18 protein-coding genes and 1 pseudogene are annotated in these 18,758 nt (G+C 65.7%); 14 read left to right on the forward strand and 5 right to left on the reverse strand.

Translation table 11 applies throughout. The features are described 5' to 3' along the window. Positions 1-48: 48 nt before the first annotated feature. The 12 genes from ACWPWO_RS00430 to ACWPWO_RS00485 all read left to right on the forward strand — a co-directional run bounded on the left by ACWPWO_RS00430 (position 49) and on the right by ACWPWO_RS00485 (position 11,097). The gene (locus tag ACWPWO_RS00430; RefSeq protein WP_454003547.1) at positions 49-630 is read left to right on the forward strand and encodes an AlbA family DNA-binding domain-containing protein; all 582 of its coding nucleotides are present in this window, start codon (positions 49-51) and stop codon (positions 628-630) included. A 66-nt stretch (positions 631-696) separates the two neighbouring features. After that, the gene (locus tag ACWPWO_RS00435; protein ID WP_454006213.1) at positions 697-1,971 is read left to right on the forward strand and encodes an ATP-binding protein; all 1,275 of its coding nucleotides are present in this window, start codon (positions 697-699) and stop codon (positions 1,969-1,971) included. Positions 1,972-2,264: 293 nt separating this feature from the next. Continuing rightward, the gene (locus ACWPWO_RS00440; RefSeq protein ID WP_454003549.1) at positions 2,265-3,422 is read left to right on the forward strand and encodes an ABC transporter substrate-binding protein; all 1,158 of its coding nucleotides are present in this window, start codon (positions 2,265-2,267) and stop codon (positions 3,420-3,422) included. 73 nt (positions 3,423-3,495) lie between these two features. After that, positions 3,496-4,353, forward strand: coding sequence for a branched-chain amino acid ABC transporter permease (locus ACWPWO_RS00445; RefSeq protein ID WP_454003551.1), 858 nt, complete (start codon positions 3,496-3,498; stop codon positions 4,351-4,353). Continuing rightward, on the forward strand, positions 4,350-5,330 hold the full coding sequence (locus ACWPWO_RS00450; RefSeq protein ID WP_454003553.1) for a branched-chain amino acid ABC transporter permease: 981 nt from the start codon (positions 4,350-4,352) through the stop codon (positions 5,328-5,330). The genes ACWPWO_RS00445 and ACWPWO_RS00450 overlap by 4 nt, the downstream gene beginning before the upstream one ends. Further along, entirely contained in the window at positions 5,327-6,097 is a 771-nt protein-coding gene (locus ACWPWO_RS00455; protein ID WP_454003555.1) for an ABC transporter ATP-binding protein, read from the forward strand. Before ACWPWO_RS00450 ends, ACWPWO_RS00455 begins: the two co-directional genes overlap by 4 nt. After that, positions 6,090-6,818 carry an ABC transporter ATP-binding protein gene (locus ACWPWO_RS00460; RefSeq protein WP_454006215.1) on the forward strand — a complete coding sequence of 243 codons (729 nt, stop codon included), beginning with the start codon at positions 6,090-6,092 and terminating at the stop codon, positions 6,816-6,818. Before ACWPWO_RS00455 ends, ACWPWO_RS00460 begins: the two co-directional genes overlap by 8 nt. Beyond that, the gene (locus ACWPWO_RS00465; protein ID WP_454003557.1) at positions 6,811-8,328 is read left to right on the forward strand and encodes a class I adenylate-forming enzyme family protein; all 1,518 of its coding nucleotides are present in this window, start codon (positions 6,811-6,813) and stop codon (positions 8,326-8,328) included. Before ACWPWO_RS00460 ends, ACWPWO_RS00465 begins: the two co-directional genes overlap by 8 nt. Next, positions 8,328-8,699, forward strand: coding sequence for a hypothetical protein (locus ACWPWO_RS00470; RefSeq protein WP_454003559.1), 372 nt, complete (start codon positions 8,328-8,330; stop codon positions 8,697-8,699). Before ACWPWO_RS00465 ends, ACWPWO_RS00470 begins: the two co-directional genes overlap by 1 nt. 2 nt (positions 8,700-8,701) lie before the next feature. Then, positions 8,702-9,502, forward strand: coding sequence for an alpha/beta fold hydrolase (locus tag ACWPWO_RS00475; RefSeq protein WP_454003561.1), 801 nt, complete (start codon positions 8,702-8,704; stop codon positions 9,500-9,502). A gap of 17 nt (positions 9,503-9,519) precedes the next feature. After that, positions 9,520-10,287, forward strand: coding sequence for a GntR family transcriptional regulator (locus tag ACWPWO_RS00480; protein WP_454003563.1), 768 nt, complete (start codon positions 9,520-9,522; stop codon positions 10,285-10,287). A gap of 27 nt (positions 10,288-10,314) precedes the next feature. Beyond that, positions 10,315-11,097 carry an enoyl-CoA hydratase/isomerase family protein gene (locus ACWPWO_RS00485; RefSeq protein WP_394063047.1) on the forward strand — a complete coding sequence of 261 codons (783 nt, stop codon included), beginning with the start codon at positions 10,315-10,317 and terminating at the stop codon, positions 11,095-11,097. Between the two features lie 5 nt (positions 11,098-11,102). Here ACWPWO_RS00485 and ACWPWO_RS00490 read toward each other — a convergent pair whose 3' ends face one another. The 3 genes from ACWPWO_RS00490 to ACWPWO_RS00500 are packed head-to-tail and all read right to left on the reverse strand — an operon-like array spanning position 11,103 to position 13,594. Next, a complete protein-coding gene (locus tag ACWPWO_RS00490; RefSeq protein ID WP_454003566.1) occupies positions 11,103-11,846 on the reverse strand; it encodes an arylmalonate decarboxylase in 744 nt (247 codons plus the stop codon). Between the two features lie 18 nt (positions 11,847-11,864). Then, positions 11,865-12,830, reverse strand: coding sequence for a Bug family tripartite tricarboxylate transporter substrate binding protein (locus tag ACWPWO_RS00495; RefSeq protein WP_454003568.1), 966 nt, complete (start codon positions 12,828-12,830; stop codon positions 11,865-11,867). A gap of 35 nt (positions 12,831-12,865) precedes the next feature. Further along, the gene (locus tag ACWPWO_RS00500; protein WP_454003570.1) at positions 12,866-13,594 is read right to left on the reverse strand and encodes a GntR family transcriptional regulator; all 729 of its coding nucleotides are present in this window, start codon (positions 13,592-13,594) and stop codon (positions 12,866-12,868) included. Between the two features lie 201 nt (positions 13,595-13,795). Between ACWPWO_RS00500 and ACWPWO_RS00505 the strand changes: the two are divergent. Together ACWPWO_RS00505 and ACWPWO_RS00510 are read left to right on the forward strand one after the other, a co-directional pair. Continuing rightward, positions 13,796-14,721: pseudogene (locus ACWPWO_RS00505) on the forward strand (DMT family transporter). A 57-nt stretch (positions 14,722-14,778) separates the two neighbouring features. Next, the gene (locus ACWPWO_RS00510; RefSeq protein WP_454003572.1) at positions 14,779-15,834 is read left to right on the forward strand and encodes a CobW family GTP-binding protein; all 1,056 of its coding nucleotides are present in this window, start codon (positions 14,779-14,781) and stop codon (positions 15,832-15,834) included. A 173-nt stretch (positions 15,835-16,007) separates the two neighbouring features. Here the strand turns inward: ACWPWO_RS00510 and ACWPWO_RS00515 are convergent, their stop codons facing one another. After that, positions 16,008-16,985 carry a tripartite tricarboxylate transporter substrate-binding protein gene (locus tag ACWPWO_RS00515; RefSeq protein ID WP_454003574.1) on the reverse strand — a complete coding sequence of 326 codons (978 nt, stop codon included), beginning with the start codon at positions 16,983-16,985 and terminating at the stop codon, positions 16,008-16,010. 217 nt (positions 16,986-17,202) lie between these two features. Continuing rightward, entirely contained in the window at positions 17,203-18,732 is a 1,530-nt protein-coding gene (locus ACWPWO_RS00520) for an MFS transporter (RefSeq protein ID WP_454003576.1), read from the reverse strand. Positions 18,733-18,758 lie beyond the last annotated feature (26 nt).

Genomic DNA, 18,758 nt, shown 5'->3' on the forward strand with positions numbered 1-18,758 from the left:
CTACCGGACTACGCTGATCGTAATGTTTTGATAATTTAGTTTCCCACTATGCATGGTTTCGAATTTACTCCGCATGAGCTGTGGCGACAGTTGTGTGAACTGGACGAGCACCCTCGAATTGAAGCCAAGCGCGGCCGCGACGCAGGAGACTCCGTTATGCAGACGATTTGCGCTTTTGCGAATGAGCCGGGTTTGGGAGGCGGATACTTGCTGTTGGGCATCGCCGAACCTGACGAGGCGCATGCCGAATATTGGGTGGCTGGTGTCCAGGACGGCGACAAGCTGTTGAATGACCTTCAGCATCATTGTCGGGATCAGTTCGAGCAAGTGGTTCCCGTGCGCGGCGAGACAGTCTTGCTGAATGGCAGGCGTGTTGTGGTGGTCTATGTGCCGGAGTTGCCTGTCGCTGCCAAGCCTTGTACGTTCAGGGGACGCTGCGATAGCAGAAACAAACGCAAGACAGGCATATGGCGGCGCGGGCTCAATGGCGACTATGAGTGTGGTCAGCAGGAGCTGGCGCCAATTCTGTTGGCCAAATCAGGGATGGGGTTTGAGCAAGTTGTGCTTGAGGATGCATCCTGGAATGACCGGGATACTACCTCCATTGCCTTGTATCGTTCCTTGCGATAGAGAGTTCGTCCTCATGCCGAAGAGTTGCAGGTAAGCGATGAGGAAATGCTCCGGGCCTTGAACCTGGTGAAATGGCAAAAAAATGCATGGGTCCCCACTGTGGCTGGCATGCTCTTGCTGGGCAAGCCCTTGAGCCTGCGTCGTCTGTTGCCCGCCATGCGAGTGGATTATGTTCGCATTGCAGGCACGCAATGGGTTGAGGATCCGGATCAGCGCTTCGTTACCACCTTGGATATTCGAGAGCCTTTGATCCGGTTGATTCAGAAGCTGGAGGCCGCCATTCTGGATGACATGCCCAGGCATTTTCGTTTGAAGGAGGGAGAGACCCAACGCAGCGATGAGCCAGTTCTACCGCAGAAGGTCATTCGTGAAGCCATCGTGAATGCGGTGATGCATCGTGATTATCAGATCAATCAGCCTATTTTAGTGGTGCGCTATAGCAATCGGCTGGAGATTCGCAATGCAGGTTATTCGCTGAAGCCTGCGGCGCTGCTGGGGGAGATGGGGTCAATCCAACGCAATCCATGTATTGCATCGGTGTTGTATGACCTTGATTTTGCCGAAACCAAAGGCTCGGGTATTCGTACGATGCGTCGTCTGCTGGACAAGGCTGGCTTGAGCGCCCCGGTGTTTACCAGCAGTAGCCAGGAAAATCAGTTTTCGGCCGTGTATCTTCTGCATCAGTTGCTGGATGAAGAGCAGCTGCAATGGCTGCAGCAGTTCCAGCACTTGTGCTTGAGTGATGACGAGGCCAAGGCGTTGATTCTGGCCCGGGAAACTGGCGCTGTGGAAAATGCCAGCCTGCGAGCCGTTACCGGACTGGACACCTTGGCGGCGAGCCAGGTGCTACGCAAGCTGTATCACCAGAGGCAGTTGCTCGTGCAGGGGGGAGCCAGTTCAGCTACGTATTATCAGTTGCGTGCAGCGCCTGATCTACCGCTGTTTGATGCTGAAAATAGAAGTGAGCAGCTTGTCAATGTAAGTGAGTTCGGTGTTAATGCGAGTGAGCTCGGTGTTAATGTGAGTGAGTTCGACGTTAATGCGAGTGAGTTGCCCCCGTTCTTGCGTACCATGATGAAGGAGTTGTCTTCAAAGCCGCGTAAGGAGAAGCTCTGGCCAGTGATCGTGTCGCTATGCGCTGTCAGGGCGTATCGTGCGGAGCAATTGGCGGATTTGTTGGGAGGGCGTCAGGTAACCGCACTTAAGAGCCAGCATTTGAGTCGCCTGCGCAAGAATGGCTGGCTGCAGTATGTATATCCAGAAGTCATCAATCATCCCCAACAGGCCTACGTGACAACAGAGGCGGGACGGTTGTGGTTACATGAACAGGGCGTGCTTTAACCGGTATATGCCGTTGCTTATGCTGTAGGGGTGTGTGTTGCGGAAACGGGGCGGCTGATGAGTCGCCCTTTTTTTGCCCGCGCATAACCATTTCGCATAAGCTTATGAAATAACATCCGTACAAATAAACCGACAGCCGTGTCGGTGTTTTCCCTTAATGGGGCTGATTTATCCTGGGGTAAGACGGTAATAAGGTCATTATCAATCCATATTTCCATGGACAAGCGTTGCCTCCTTATTATATTGTTCGTATCAAATAACAATATGTCCGGTCAATTAATAGGAGCAGGTCCATGAAGAAAGGGATTCGGGGTGTACTGGCGGCGGCAGGCATGCTGGCGGCGCTGGCTGCGCAGGCGCAGACGCTCAAGCTGGGCGTGGTGGGAGGCATGACGGGACCAGGCGCGCCCTGGGGCCTGGCGATCGACGGCGGCGTGAAGATCGCCGTGGACGAGATCAACCAGGCCGGCGGCCTGGCGGTCGGAGACAAGAAGTACAAGGTGGAAGTGGTCACCTACGACGATCACTACAAGGCTGCCGACGCGGTTACGGCGACCAATCGCCTGATCGACCAGGACGAGGTGAAATACATCATTGGACCTATCGGTTCGGCCTCGGTCATGGCCATGAAGCCCATCACCGAGCGCAACAAGGTCATCATGCTGTCCAACAGCTATTCCACCGAGGTGCTGGACGCCAATACGAAGTACATGTTCCGCGTCCTGCCCACGCAGTATGAATACAACCGCCAACTGATCGGCTGGCTGAAGCAGGAACGCCCCGAGCTCAAGCGCCTGGCCATCCTGTCCCCCAACGATGCCACGGGCTGGAGCACGCAGAAGATCCAGAAGCAGGCCTACGAGGACGCGGGCTATGACGTGGCCGAAACCAAGTTCTTCGAGCGCTCGCAGAACGATTTCCGCACCCTCTTGACCGGCATCCTGGCCAAGAACGTGGACTTCATCGAGCTGGACACCGTGCCGCCCGGCCCGGCCGGCATCGTGATCCGCCAGGCCCGCGAGATGGGCTTCAAAGGCCAGTTCACCAAGTTCGGCGGCAACAACGTGGCCGAGACGGTGAAGTCGGCCGGCGCGGACAATGCGCAAGGCACCCTGGTGTACCTGTCCGCCGATCCGTCCAGCGAGCCTTACCAGAAGCTGTCGCAAGCCTACGCCAAGGTCCACAGCAACAGCATGGATGACTTCGTCTTCTACTTCTACGACGCCACGCGCTTGCTGTTCAAGGCCATCACCGAAGCCGGCACGGTGGACGACACCGACGCCGTGCGGGCGCGTATCGAAGCCAATCCCAGCTTCGACGGCGTCCAGGGCGCCATCGTGTGGGGCGGCAAGAATGTCTACGGCGTAAACCACCAGATCGCCACGCCCGCCTACCTGGGCGTGATCGAGGACGGCAAGGCCAAGGTCATCAACAAGTTCGAGGCCCGCTAAACGCTGTTTCAGTCTTTTGTCCCTGCGCCCCCCGCCGTCACGGCGGGGGGCGGCTTACCGACGGTTCGCAATCATGCAGATCGCAATGCAGATCGCCATCATCGCCTTGATGTCCACCTTCGTGTACGCCCTGGTCGCCCTGGGCTTCACGCTGGTGTTCGGCATCTTGCGGGTGGTCAATTTCGCCCATGGCGAGTTTTACATGCTGGGCGCTTACGCCATGTATGTGTTCTACGGCCAGTTCTCCTGGCCCTATCTGCCCGCCATCGCGGCGGCGGCCATGCTGGTGGGCGTGCTGGGCCTGCTGGCCGAACGCGGCCTGTTCCGGCGCTTCGCCGGCGACGAGATGGGCGGCATGATCATGTCCCTGGCCCTGGCCATCACCCTGCAGGCGGGCATCTCGCTGCTGTTCTCCGTGGACGAGCAGTCGGTGCGCCGGCCCGTGGAAGGCGCCTGGCAGGTCGGCCAGGCCTTCTTCGCCAAGGATCAGCTTCTGATCGTGGGCATCAGCGTGCTCGCCCTGGCGGGTTTCTATTTCCTGATCGAACGCACGCGCCTGGGCATGACGATACGCGCCGTCGCCCAGGACAGGGAAGTGGCCCGGCTGCAGGGCGTCAGCTCCTGGAAGATCATGGCATTCACCTTCGCACTCAGCTGCGGCCTGGCGGGGTTGTCCGGCGCGCTGATGGCGCCGGTCTACACCGTGCACCCCTACATGGGCGAGGCCGTGGTGGTGAAGGCCTTCATCATCGTGGTGCTGGGCGGGCTGGGCAGTCTGCCGGGCGCGGTCGTGGCCGCCTTCATCCTGAGCGTGACCGAAGCCGTTGCCTCCACCTTCTACAACGCGACCGTGGCCACCATGCTGTCCTTCCTGATCGTGATGGCCGTGCTGCTGGTCAAGCCCAGCGGCCTGATGGGGAAGTCGACATGAGCTTGAACAATGCAATTTCTCTTTATCCCCGCGACGGCGCGCTGCGCTGGCTCTGGCATGCCGTCCTGGTCGCGGCGCTGCTGGGCTGGCCGGCGTGGGCGGGGCAGCCGCGCTTCGCCCTGCACCTGGCCATCATGGTGGCGCTGTACGCCTGCCTGGCCATGAGCATGAACCTGGTGCTGCGCATCGGCCAGTTGTCCCTGGCCCACGGCGCGCTGTTCGGCCTGGGCGCCTATGCCTCGGCCATCCTCAGCCGCGACTATGGCTGGTCCTTCCCCTGGGCCTTTCTGGGCGCGGGCGTGCTGACGGGGGCCCTGGCCGCCCTGACCGGCCCCATCTTCATGCGCATCAAGGGCGTGCACTTCGCCCTGCTGACCTTCGCCCTGGGGGAAGCCGTGGTGCTGTGCTTCATCGAGTTCCACGAGCTGTTCGGCGGCAACAACGGTTTCGGCCAGATCCCGCCGCTGCAGGCCAGCCTGCCCATCCCCGAGGGGCGCTACGGCGTCTACCTGGTGGCGGTCGGTTTCGCCCTGCTGGTGTATTTCGTGCTGCGCGCCCTGTACCGGCGCGAATGGGGCATGATCGCCGACTCCCTGCACCAGAACGAGCAACTGGTGCGCTCGGGCGGCCTGAACGTGCTGCGCTTCCGCGTCAGCGTCTTTGTGCTCAGCGCCTTGATCGCCGGCTGGACGGGCAGCCTGTACGCTCATTATCAGGGCTATATCTCGCCGGATTCCTTCGGCTTCTGGACGGCGGTCAACGCCGTCATCATGAATGTGCTGGGCGGCGTGGGCGCGCTGGCCGGGGCCGTGGTCGGCGCCGCCATCCTGATTCCCCTGCCGGAGCTGCTGCGCGACCTGCAGCAGTACCAGAGACTGATCTACGGCCTGACGCGGATCCTGCGGCGGCTGTTCACGCCCCAGGGGCTGGCCGGCCTGTGGCGCAAGCGGCGCGCGGCGCGCAAGGAGGCGGCATGAGCGTGCAATTGAATGTCCGGGGCCTGAGCCGGCACTTCGGCGGGATACGGGCGGTGGACGAGGTGTCCTTCAGCACCGCGCCCGGCCAGATCACCGGCGTGATCGGCCCCAATGGCGCGGGCAAGACGACGCTGTTCAACCTGATCGCCGGCACCACCCGGCCCAGCGCGGGCGCGGTCACCCTGGACGGCGTCGCCATCACGGGACGGCCCGCCGCCTGCCTGGCCCGTCAGGGCCTGGTGCGCACCTTCCAGATGACCCATGTGTTCGCGGGCCACACGGTGTACGAGAACCTGTACCGCGCGGCCCTGTTCCGCCAGTTCCCCTCGCCCTGGTCGCTGTTCAATCCCTGGGGCGTGCGGCGCGGCAGGCGGGAAGCGGCCCGCCAGGCCGACCAGGCGCTGGCCCTGATCGGCCTGGAGTCCGTCGCGCATGCGCAGGCCGATTCGCTGGCCTACGGCCTGCAGAAGATCCTGGGCGTGGGCATGGCGCTCACCGCCATGCCGCGCCTGCTGCTGATGGACGAGCCGGCCGCCGGCCTGAATCCGGTGGAGACGGTGGCCATGGCCGACCTGATCGAGCGCATCCACGCCAGCGGCGTCGATGTGGTGGTGGTCGAGCACGACATGGGGCTGGTGATGCGTCTGTGCCAGAAGCTGGTGGTGCTGGTCAACGGCCGCCGGCTGGCCGAAGGCCCCACCGCCCAGGTGCGGCAGGACCCGCGCGTGATTGAAGCCTATCTGGGAGCCGATCTTGACGATGCTTGAAATTGACGGCCTGAGCGTCTTCTACGGCGCGGTGCAGGCCCTGGATTCGGTCAGCTTCTCGGTGGAGCAGGCCAGCGTGTGCGCGGTGATCGGCGCCAACGGGGCCGGCAAGTCCACCTTGATGAAAGCCATCAGCGGGCTGGCGCCCGCGGCCGCGGGGCAGATCCGCCTGCAGGGCCGGCCCATCCAGGCCTTGAGCGCCGAGCGCCGCGTGGCCCTGGGCATTGCCCTGTCCCCGGAGGGGCGCCGGCTGTTCCCCGAGCTGAGCGTGCGCGAGAACCTGCTGATGGGCGCCTACCTGCGGCGCGACCGCGCCGGCATCGCCCGGGACCTGGAGCGTATCTACGCCTATTTTCCGCGCCTGCTGGAGCGCGAGCGCAGCCAGGGCCGGCACCTGTCGGGCGGCGAGCAGCAGATGTGCGCCATCGGGCGGGCGCTGATGTCCCGGCCCAGCCTGCTGTTGCTGGACGAACCTTCGCTGGGCCTGGCGCCGGCGGTCACGCTGGAGGTGGCGCGCGCCATCCGCCAGATCAGCCAGGACGGCACCACCATCGTTCTGGTGGAGCAGAACGCCCGGCTGGCCCTGAAGCTGTCCAGCCGCGCCGTGGTCCTGGAGACCGGGCGCCTGACCCTGGCGGGCGACAGCCGGGACATCATGAACAACCCACAGATCGCGGCGGCCTACCTGGGCCGCGCCGGAGAGCCACAGCATCATGCCTAACATCTATCAGGTCGCCATGTTCAACGCCGAGCGCTACCCCGACAAGGTGGCGGTCTCGGACGAGCGGCAGGCCCTGTCCTTCGGCCAGTTCTGCGCCCGCGCCCGCGCCCTGTCTGGCCATCTGGCGAGCCTGGGCGTGCAGCCGGGGCATCGCGTGGCCATCATGACGCCCAACTCCATCGACTACCTGGCCCTGCTGCATGCCACGGCGGTGGGCGGATTCGCCCTGGTGCCGGTGAACACGCGCTACGGCGCGGCCGAGCTGCGCTACCTGCTGGACGACACCCAGCCCGCCGTATGCATCATGGATCCGGCCTATCGGCCATTGCGCGAGCAGATCGAACGCGAAGGCGGCCTGGCCGCGCCCGTGCAGTGGCTGGAGCACTTTCCCGAGAGCCTGCCCGATCACCGTGCGGATGACCCGGTGCAGCAGCGCTTCGGCCGCGTGCAGGACGATGACGTGGCCATCATCATGTACACCTCGGGCACCACATCGGCGCCCAAGGGCGCCATGCTGACGCACGGCAATCTGTCGGCCAACGCGGTGAACTACATCATGGAGCTGGGCATCGATGCGAACAGCCGCTCGCTGCTGGCCACGCCCCTGTTCCACATCGGCGGCTTCGGCGTGGTCAACGGCCCCATCCTGTACGCGGGCGGCAGCCTGCACGTGGTGCCGCGCTTCGAGGCCGACGTCGTCATGGACGCGTTGCGCCTGTACCAGCCCACCCACGTGTTCCTCCTGTCGGCCATGTGGGTCGGCCTGACGGATCATCCGGAGTTTCGCGACCTGTCCCTGCCCTGCGCCGAGTTCGTGCAGACGGCGGCCGCGCCGCTGGGTCAGTGGCGCCAGGATCTGATCCGCTCCGTGTTTCCCAAGGCGCAGTTCAGTTGGGGTTTCGGCATGACCGAGAGCTGCGTGACGACCATCAAGAATCGCTACACCCAGGAGATCCTGGAGCATCCCGGCTCCATCGGCTACTTGTGGCGCCATGTGCAGTACCGCCTGGTCGATGAACAGGGCCGGGTGCTGGCCGACCAGCGCGGTCCCGGCGAGATGCAGGTGCGCGGCCCCACCGTCTTCAAGGGTTATTGGCGCCAGCCCGAGCTGACGGCGCAGGTGCTCGATGCCGAAGGCTGGCTGCACACGGGCGACCTGATCCGCGTGGATGACGACGGCTTCGCCTACTTCATGGGCCGCAGCAAGGACATGATCAAGACCGGCGGGGAGAACGTGGCCGCCCTGGAGGTGGAGAACTGCCTGGCCAGCCATACCGATGTGCGCGAGGCGGCGGCCTTCGGCCTGCCGCACGAATACTGGGGCGAGGAACTGGTGGCCGCCGTCGTGCCCGCCAATGGACGCGAACCGGACGTGGAAGTGCTGCGCGAGTTCTGCCGGCAGAAGCTGTCGGGCTTCAAGGTGCCCAAGCGCATCTTCATCGTGGATTCCCTGCCCCAGTCCTCTTCCGGCAAAGTGCAGAAGTTCCTTCTTCGACAAAGGTATTTGTGATGCAGACCCCTCTTTCCCTGTTTGACCCCGGGGTGCTGGCCGCCTGGGCGCGGCGGGCCGGCGCGGTTGAGTTCGTGCGCCAGCACAGCGCGCTGGCCGACCTGTGCCTGGCCCTGCGCAATACGCAGACCGGCGAGCAGGCCTGGCTGGCGGTGCGCGAGCAGGACGTGCAGGCCGGCGTGGGCGAGCGCGCGGCGCCCTTCTGGCTGGAAGGCGACAGCGCGGCCTTCGCCGACCTGGCGCGGGGCTTTCCCTTCAACCGCCTGGTGCGCCAGCACCGGCTGGTGGTGGGCGGCGATCTGCGCGCCTGCGTGCAGAACTGGATGTTGTTGTATGCCCTGACCCGGTTGACGGGCGAGCTGGAGAGCTGACCATGCCTTATGTGACGACCGCGGACGGCATCCGCGCCTATTACGATCTGGCCGGCTCGGGCCCCGCCCTGGTCATGGTGCACGGCGCCAGCCAGGACAGCCTGTCATGGCAGTATGTGATCGACTTGTTCGCGCCGCATTACACCGTCCACGCGCTGGACTTGCCCGGCCACGGCAAGAGCGGCATGCCCGCGGGCGGGCCGCAGTCGGCCACTTTGCAGAACGCGCGCTACCTGCTGCAGTTCCTGGAGGCGGCCGGCATCCAGGATCCGGTGCTGATGGGCCACTCCATGGGCGGGGGCGTGGTGGCCCAGGCCGCCGCCCTGGCGCCGGAGCGCGTGCGCGGGCTGGTCCTGGTGGACGGCGCTTCGGTCAATGTGGTGAAGTCCTCGGGCTACAACCCGCGCATCCTGGAGATGGCGCGCATCAATCCGGGCGACTGGTTCGAGGTGACCTTCCGCACTCTGATGGGTTCGCGGGCCGACCCGCAGCGCGCCCTGGAAGTGGTGACCGACGCCCGGCGCTGCATTCCGGCGGTGGCCTTCGCCGACATCTGCGCCTTCGGGGGATTTCGCATGGAGCAGATCCTGGAGGCGATACGCTGCCCGGTCATCATCGTGGAAGGCGAGGAGGACTGGTCCGTGCCGCCGGAGTCGGCGCGCCAGGTGGAGCGCGCGCTGCGGGAGGGCAAAGTTCCGGTGGAATATATAGAATGGCCGGGCATCGGACATTTTCCCCAAAGCGAATGCCCCGATCTGTTCACACGCGACACCCTGGCCGCCCTGCGCCGTCTGTCCCTTTAAGCTGAAGCACACTCCGTATGGCAAACAACGAATCCCAGTCCTGCGCCAAGCCGACCCTGTACCAGAGCATGAGCGATCGCCTGCTGGAACTGATCCGTTCGGGCCACTATCCGGTCGGCTCCAAGCTGCCGACCGAGATGGAACTGTGCGAGATGTACGGGGTGGGCCGGCACACGGCGCGCGAAGCCATACGCAAGCTGACCGACCTGGGCCTGATCGAGCGGCGCCGACGCGCGGGGACCACCGTGATACGCCAGCACCCCAAGCCGCAGTTCGGCCTGGAGCTGGACACCACGGACCAGCTGCAGCGCTACCTGGAATTCACCGACCTGCACGTGCACAGGAAGGCGGCCTGTCTGGACAAGCAGCCGCCGGAGACGGCGCTGGACGGCGACCCCGCGAACTGGGTCAAGGTGGAGACCTACCGCAGCGTGCCGGGCAGCAAGCGCGGCATCTCCTGGACGGACATCTACCTGCGCAAGGAATACCAGGTCGTGGCCGACCTGATATCCACCAAGCCCGGCGGCGTCTATCCCCTGCTGGAGGAGCACTGCGGCGAAGTGGTCGAGACCATAGAGATGGAGATCTCGGCCTCGCGTTTCCCGCCGCACATCGCGCGCTTCCTGGGCTACGAGGAGTCCGACCCCGCCCTGCTCATCATCCGCACGTTCCGCAATCCGGCCGGCAAGGTGATGGAAGTGGCCGTCAGCTTCTATCCGCCCTATGAATTCCGCTACGTCACGCGCCTGTCGCGCGGCGACGGCAGCCATCGCTCGCAGAGCTGATTTTTCCGAACCTTTGGGGAGACAACCATGAAACGCAAATATGGCCGCAGCGTGACGGTCAAGGTGACGGGCGACCATGCGCTGGTGCGCTTCGATCGCGGCGTGAACCGCAACGCCATCGACCAGGACACGCTGCTGGCCCTGACCCAGGTGGCGCTGGACCTGGCGCAGTCCCTTTCCATCCACACCGTGGTGCTGACCGGCGCCCGGGATATCTTCTCGGCGGGCATAGACTTGAAGGACCCGCAGAAGTGGAACGATGAGCAGGCCGGCCTGCTGGAGCGCCGCGACGTCGCCCAGCGCGGCGCCCGTCTGTGCCGGCTCTGGGAGGAATTGCCGCAGCTGACCATCGCCGCTATCGAGGGCGCGGCCGTGGGCGGCTCCGTGGCCCTGGCCCTGGCCTGCGATTGGCGGGTGGCTTCGCGCGAAGCCTTTCTGTACCTGCCGGAAGCCAAGGTGGGATTGAACATGGGCTGGGGCGCGATACCGCGCATGGTCAATCTGCTCGGGGCGCCGCGGGCCAAGCGCGCCATCCTGCTGGCCGAGCGCCTGGGCGCGCCGCAGGCGCTGGACTGGGGCCTGCTGGACGAGGTCTGCGAGCCCGGCCAGGCCGTAGCCGCCGCCCAGTCGCTGGCGCAGCGCGCCTCCCAGTCGCCGGCGGCCATCGTGCGCATGACCAAGGAGTCGGTCAACCAGGTGGCCCATGCCCTGAATCGCCTGGGCATCTACATGGACGCGGACCAGGCTCTGGTGTGCCGCGACAGCGCGGAGGGCGCGCAGGCGCGCGCCGGTTTCCTGGGCCGCGCCTGATACGCCTAGGCTGTCTGGCGCTCGCGCGCCAGGCGGCCGGCGTCCTGCGGATACAGCTCCAGTCCGGCCGTGGCCACCAAGTCCCAGAAGCCGGCCGGCGAGCTGGACACCACGGTCACGCCCAACTGCTCTTCCACGATGCGCACGGCCTCCAGTGAGACCAGGCCGCCGCAGGACAGCAGCAGCCCCTGAGCCTTGCCTTGGGCCAGCCTCCAGGTCGTCAGGCACAGGTCCACCAGCTCCTGCGTGCTGATCCGCGCCATGGCGCTGACTTCGGTCACGCCCAGGCCGTAGGCGCAGACGGCTTCGATGCCGTTCTCGCCCAGGAAGCGCACCAGCCGCTGGTTGACGTCCTCGATGTAGGACGAGGCCACGGCCACGCGCGTTATGCCGCTGGCGCGCAGCCCGCGCACGATGGCGTGGCTCATGGTGGTGCAGGGCAGGCCCGTGGCCTCGCGCAGGTGCTCCGCCAGCCGTTCATTGAATTCCGAGCCGCGATAGAAGCTCAGCGAGGTGCCCATCAGCGAGATGGCCTGCGCGCCCCGTCCGGCCAGCTTGCGGGCGGCGTCCACGACCTGGTCTATGACCTGGTCGTAGCCCTGCTTGTCCACGGAGGCCAGGGCCAGGCCCTGGGCGATGAAATCCACTTCCGGGTACATCTGCGGGCCTTCGGGCGGCACCAGGCCGGCAGCCGGGGGCACGATCAGGCCCAGCAGGGGGCGGGCGGAAGGCGTATTGCTTGTGCTCATGAGTCAGTCACTATGGGTTCATTGTTTGAAGGTCAGCTTGGCATCTTTGATGACGCCGGCCCAGCGGGCGGTCTCATCGCCCAGCCATTGCCGGGTGGCCTGCGGATCCTGGTAGGCGGAGACCGAACCTTGCGCCAGGAAGGCGTCCTGCACCGCTTTCTGCCCCATGCTCTTCTGCAGGGCCGCGCTCAGGGTCTGGATGAAGGCGGGATCCACGTCCTTGGGCGCCAGCAGGAAGAGCGAGGGCGTCACGCTGTAGCCGGGAATGGTCTCGGAGACGGCCGGCAGATCGGGCATGCCGGGAAAACGCCGCTCGGACAAGGTGGCCAGCAGACGGATGCGGCCGGAATTGGCCAGGCCGATGGAGGAGGCCAGGCTGGCGAAGGACATGGCCACTTCCCCGGCTGCCAGGGCCTGGCTGGCGGGCGCGCCGCCGCGGTAGGGCACGTGCACCAGCTCGGTCCGGGTCTTCAGGGCAAAGAGTGCCCCGCCCAGGTGGTGCAGCGAGCCCACGCGCACCGAGGCGAAGGTCTCGGTCTGCGGCGGCGCCTTGCGTATGGACTCGACCAGCTCGGCCACGGACTTGATCGGACTGTTGCCGGGCACGGCCAGCGCCAGGTCGGACTGGCCCACCATGCCGGCGGTGACGAAGTCGCGTTGCAGGTCGTAGCGCAGCGCCGGGTAGATGTAGGGCGCCACCAGCAGCGACGTGTCGGCGAACAGCACGGTATTGCCGTCGGGCTGGGACTTGGCCACGTAGTCGGCCGCGATGGTGCCGCCCGCGCCGGATTTGTTCTCGACGATCACGGTGCGGTTCAGCTCCTGGCCCAGGGCCTGGGCGGTCACCCGCGCCAGGGTGTCCACTCCGCCGCCGGGGGCAAAGCCCACGACCAGGCGCAGGGGTTCGGCCGCATGCAGGGCCAGGGGGGCGATGGACAGGGCGAGCGCGGCCAGCACCCGCCGCGTGAAACGGCGTGTCGTCATGAAAAGTCTCCTGATTATGGATTTTGTGGGGTGTTCTAGTGCCGCATGAAGATGGCGGACAAGGGGTTGAGATGGGCGTTCAGCCAGCTATAGCGTTCGCGCTTGTCGAACTCCCATTTTTCGGGATGGGCCTGGGCGACGCGGCGCAGGGATTCGGCGCCGGAGAGCACGTGGCCCGCGGCCGCCTGCATGGCGTTGTGGCCGTCGCGCGCGGCCAGGGCCTGGGTCAGCGCCTGATGCTCGTGCCAGGATTGCTCCATGCGGTTCTCCTGGTCCAGGTGGCGGTGCCGGTAGGGATTGGTCAGGCGGCGCAGGTGCTCGATCTGCTGCACCATGAAGCCGTTGCCGGCGATGCCGTGCACCAGGGCGTGGAATTCGGCGTTGTAGGCGGCGTATTCGGGCAGGTCCTGCTTGTGCAGGGCGGCGGCGCCGCGTTTTTGCAGGCGTCCCAGTTCGCGGATCTGGGCGTTGCTGATGCGATGCGCCGCAAGCTGGGTGCAGGCGCCTTCCAGCAGGGCCAGGGTCTCCAGCATTTCCTCCAGCTCGGCGATCGTGTGCTGAGTCACGAAGATGCCGGCGCGCGGGGCGATACGCACCTGGCCGGTGGCCGCCAGTTGCAGCAGGGCATCGCGCACGGGAGTGCGCGAGACGCGAAAGAAGGTGCACAGCAGGGCTTCGTCGATGGCGCTGCCCGGCGGCAGGTCGCCGCTGGCGATGCGGTGTTCCAGTTCGACCCGGACTCGATCGGTGTTGCTCAGTGCCATGCTGTCTCCTGCGGCGCGTCTTGTTTTCAAGTATGAAAATATTTTAGGTAGGGGTTTTTGATATATCAATTGACGCTTCCCTGGAGCGGTTGTCCGGCCTGCGGCCGCGCCCTGCAGGCCGGGGCGGATTTCGCGCATAATGCACTTTTTGCTTCTGCCGCGGGTCCGCGCTCTGCGCTAGCCCTCTTTTGCCGAGACACCATGAACGACGAACGTAAGCCCCTGGATGCGCTGGCGGTCAGCGCCATGCTGATTCTGTGCCTGATCTGGAGCCTGCAGCAGATCGTGCTCAAGGGGACGGGCGGCGACATGGCGCCGGTGCTGCAGATCGGCCTGCGTTCCGGGGCGGCGGCCGTGCTGGTGGCCTTGCTGGTGCTGGCGCGCACGCGCCGCCTGGCTTTTTCGCCCGGCGCCTGGAAGCCGGGCCTGCTGGCCGGCCTGCTGTTCGCCACCGAATACCTGCTGGTGGGCGAAAGCCTGCGCTTCACCTCCGCCGCTCATGTGGTGGTGTTCCTGTACACCGCGCCCGTCTTCGCGGCCCTGGGCCTGCATCTGTTGCTGCCGTCCGAGCGCCTGGCCTGGGGGCAGTGGCTGGGCATAGGCCTGGCGGCGGCGGGCATCGCCGTGACCTTCCTGCGGCCCGGGAGCTGGCCGGCGCCGACCTGGGCCGCATGCTGCTGGGGGACCTGATGGCATTGGGCGCAGGGGCGCTTTGGGGACTGACCACGGTAGTGATACGCGGTTCGCGCCTGTCCGGCATCCCGCCTTCCGAGGCCCTGCTCTACCAGTTGCTGAGCGCCTTCGTGCTGCTGCTGGCCGCGGCCTTCCTGACGGGGCAGGATCAGGTGCGCTGGACCGGCGCGCTGGCAGCCAGCCTGCTGTTCCAGTCCGTCGTGGTCGCCTTCCTGAGCTTTCTGGTCTGGTTCTGGCTGCTGCGGCATTACCAGGCCTCGCGCCTGGGCGTGTTCTCCTTTGCCACGCCCTTGTTCGGCGTGCTGCTGGGGGCCTGGCTGCTGAGAGAAACCATAGAGCCGCGCTTCGTCATGGGCGCGGCTCTGGTGCTGGCCGGCATCACCCTGGTCAGCACCTACAGCTGGTTGAAGCCATGGCTGGACCGGCGGGGCTGAAGGCCGACTCCGTATAATGTCCAGGCGGCGCCGGCCGCGTTTTCGGATGGACGCTTCATGACTTTCGCTTCACAGAACCCGCCTGTTCCGGTCACGTTGCTGACCGGGTTCCTGGGCAGCGGCAAGACCACCCTGCTCAACCGCTGCCTGCGGGAAGCGCAGATGGCCGATACGCTGGTCATCATCAACGCGTTCGGCCAGACGGCGCTGGACCATATGCTGGTGGCGCACAGCCAGGAGAACATCATCCAGGAGATGGGCAGCGGCTGCCTGTGCTGCACGATACGGCGCGACCTGGTGCAGACGCTGCGCGACATCACCTGGCGTTTTTCGCGCCAGGGCCGGCGCCAGTTCAGCCGCGTGCTGATCGAGACCACCGGCCTGGCGGATCCGGCCCCCATCATCCATACGCTGTTGAGCGAGCCGCAACTGGCGGGCAGGTACAGCCTGGATGGCCTGGCGACGGTGGTGGATCTGGAGCATGGCCTGGCCACGCTGGAACAGTATGCGGAGGCGCGCCGGCAGGTCGCGGTGGCCGACCTGTTGCTGCTCAGCAAGCGCGACCTGGTATCGCCGGCCCGGGAGCAGGCCGTGCGCGAGCGCTTGCGCGAACTCAATCCCCTTGCCCAGCGACATGTGCTGTCCGCGCGCGAGGCCGTGGCGCCTTGGCTGCTGGGCCTGGGCGGGCAATTGGGACAATGGCGCGCCTGGCGCGAGCAGGCTTTCATGATCGAGGATCATGATGTCGACCACGACCACGACCACGACCACGACCACGGGCCGGATGTGAACCGGCATGGCGAGGCCATACGCTCGCTCAGCATGGTGCTGCCCGGCGAGCTGCCGGCGGCCCGGCTGGAGGATTGGCTGGCTTCATTCTGCGAATGGGCGGGCGAGCGCCTGTTGCGTTTGAAAGGCGTGCTGGCCCTGCGGGGGCACGGGCAACCGCAGGTCGTGCACGCTGTGCAGCATCGGGCCTATCCCTTGCAGGAGCTGCCGCAATGGCCCTGGCCGGCACGCGAAGGCCGGCTGGTGCTGATCACGCGGAACCTGGATCCGGACGATGTCTGGGTCTGGTTGCGCGAGCTGGATGAAGCCGTACGTCCGGCTTGAAGAAGGGCTTTCCTGACTATGCAGACGGCGGCGTAGCGCTGGTCTTCGTATGACTCGTATTTCGCCCCGATTTGCCGGACGCAGGAGGAGTGGTCGGAACCTGCGCTTTCGGGGAAGCCCAGTGACAAAAAAAGGGACGCCGCAGCGTCCCTTTCAGGGCCTGACGGCAGGATTTATTGGGGCTCCACGCCCACTTTCTTGAACAAAGCGCTCCACTGCGGCACCTGCTGCTCCACCTTGGCCTGCAGGGCGGCCGGATTGGCGTCCTGTTCCAGCACGGTGGCGCCCAGCGTGGCCATGCGTTTCTTGAAGTCCGCGTCGGCCAGGCCGGCCTGCAGGGCCTTGACCAGCGTGTCGACCACCGGCTGCGGCGTACCCTTGGGCGCCCACATGCCGTGCCAGATGCCCACTTCGAAATCCTTGAAGCCCGATTCCTGCATGGTGGGCACATTCGGCAGCGTGGGCACGCGCTGCTTGCTGGTGACCGCATAGACCTTGACCTTGCCGGACTGGATCTGCTGGGTGGTGTTGGTGGTCTGGTCGCACATGATGTCGACCTGCTTGCCCATCAGGTCGGCGATGGCCGGCGCCGTGCCTTTGTAGGGCACGGTCAGCAGGTCCACGCCCAGGGCCTCGGTCAGCATGGTGCCGCACAGGTGGCTGGCGGCGCCGATGCCGGCGTTGGCCAGGGACACCTTGTCATGGTTGTCCTTCAGGTACTGGACCAGCTCCTGGATGGTATTGGGCGGGAAGTCCTCGCGGGCGATGATGGTCATGGGCACATCGACCACCAGGCCGATGGGCGCCATGCCGTTTATGGCGTCGTAGCCGGGTTTCTTGTACAGCGAAGGAGCGGTCGAGAAGCCGATGTGCATCAGCAGGATGTTGTAGCCGTCGGGCTTGGCGCGGGCCACCTGGGCCGTGCCGATGGAGCCTCCCGCCCCGCCCTTGTTCTCGATCACGATGGGCTGCCCCAGTACCGGGCGCATGGCTTCGCCCAGGGCGCGGGCCACGTTGTCGGTGGGGCCGCCGGCGGCGAAAGGCACGACCATGTTGATGGAATGGTCGGGGTAGTCGGCCGCATGCGCGGCGCTCAGGCTTGCCAGGGCCGCGGTCAGGCCCAATGCCAGCTTCTTGACTGCAACAGTCATGGTGTCTCCTTGGTAAGGATTGCTTTTTTTATGACGGAGCTCGAGGGTGATGCTCCCCAGGCGCCGGGTGTTGCCAAGCTGTATCGCGTGAAGGCTATTCTACTCAGCCTCGGCCATTTTCCTTTTCAGGTCTAACCCTAGGACAAGCGCCAAATGGCCTAGGGGAATACACTCAGGCGGGAGCTCGCCGGGGCCGGCGGGGGCCGGCCCGGGGAGGTCAGGACCGGGCCGGCGCGGCGATGGCGGGCGTCAGCCGCACCACGGTGGCGACGGCGATGGTCGCGATGATCATCATGCCGCAGAAGATCATCAGGCCCTGGTCCAGGCCCAGATGGTCGGCCAGCCAGCCCAGGCCCAGGATGGGCAGGATGGCGCCCAGGTAGGCGATCACCAGATAGGTGGAGGTCATGCCGGCGCGCTGGTGCGGCGGCGAGACCTTGTTGACCACCGACATGCCGCCCACCATGCACAGGCCGTGCCCGAAGGAAGTGACCAGCACGCACAGCACGAATAGCAGCGAGGAGGCCGCCCACAGGTTGGTCAGCAGGGCCAGGTTGGCCAGGGAAAAGGCGGACAGGCCGACCAGCACGCTGCGCTTGGCGGGCCAGCGGCGCACCATCAACTGGAAGCCCGAGGACAGGAACAGGATGATGCCGATGGACAGGCCGCTGGTGGCCGGGCCGTGCCAGGGCACCATCTGCGCCATGAAGCTGGGCGCCAGCGAGGCGAACAGGCTGAACATGGCGAAGGCGCAGCAGGCCGACAGGCAGCCCAGCAGGAAGGGACGCTTGAGGGGGCCGGCCGGCATCATGATGCGCGGCAGCCAGGCGCGCCAGCCGCCCTTGTCCTTGCGCTGCGGCAGGCTGCTGGGAGGCGGCGTGATCTGGAACAGGGCGTAGATGGCCAGCACGCCCAGCAGGATGGAGGGCAGATAGCTGGAGAACAGCGGCGTGGGCGCCCATTGCGCGATCAGCCCGCCCACGACCGGGCCCAGGCCGAAGCCGAAGGCCAGCATCAGCGAGGTCGTGGCGGCGGCCCGCTGCATGTCCCCGCCCCGGTTCAGCTGGGTCAGGCCGATGGAGGCCGAGGTGACGATCATGCTGGAGGCCAGGCCGATCAGTATGCGGCTGACCAGGAAGCTGTAGACGTCCCAGGCGAAGGCGGACAGGGCCACGCCGCTGGTGACCAGCACCAGACCGGTGCGCAGCACGGGCATGAAGCCCTTGCGGTCGCTCAGCCGGCCCAGGAACAGCAGGCCCAGCAGGGCGGCGGCCATATAGGCCACGTAGAGCTGGGTGATGTGGCTGGCGCTCAGGTTCCAGCGCGCCTGGTACAGGGGATAAAGCGGGCTGGCGAGCGCCGTACCCATGACGCCCACGCACATGGCCAGGCAGACCCACAGGTAGGGCTGCCAGCGTCGGGAGCGGTTTCGCTGCCGGGGTTCGGGCGTGGTGATGCTGCGCAGCTCCACGTTCTGGGGCGCGTCCGTGACCTGTTGTTCAATCATGTTGCGGTGCAGCTCGCGCGCGGCGGCGCTGTCGTGAAAGGCATCGCAGCTTTCCTGGCTGCGCCAGCCTTCGTAGATGACCCAGTGTTCGGGCGAGTGCTGCTCGCGCAGCACGTCGAAGCAGATGCAGGCTTCCTGCGCGCGGGCCTGGTGGGCGAGCTGGCGCAGGCGTTCGGCCAGGGCCTGCTGGTCCTGGCAATGCAGATGGTAGGTGACTTTGCGGAAATACGTGTCGCCCATGAGGCGGATTCCTTGACGGCGGGGTT

It is taken from the genome of Alcaligenes sp. Marseille-Q7550 (genome assembly GCF_965112015.1).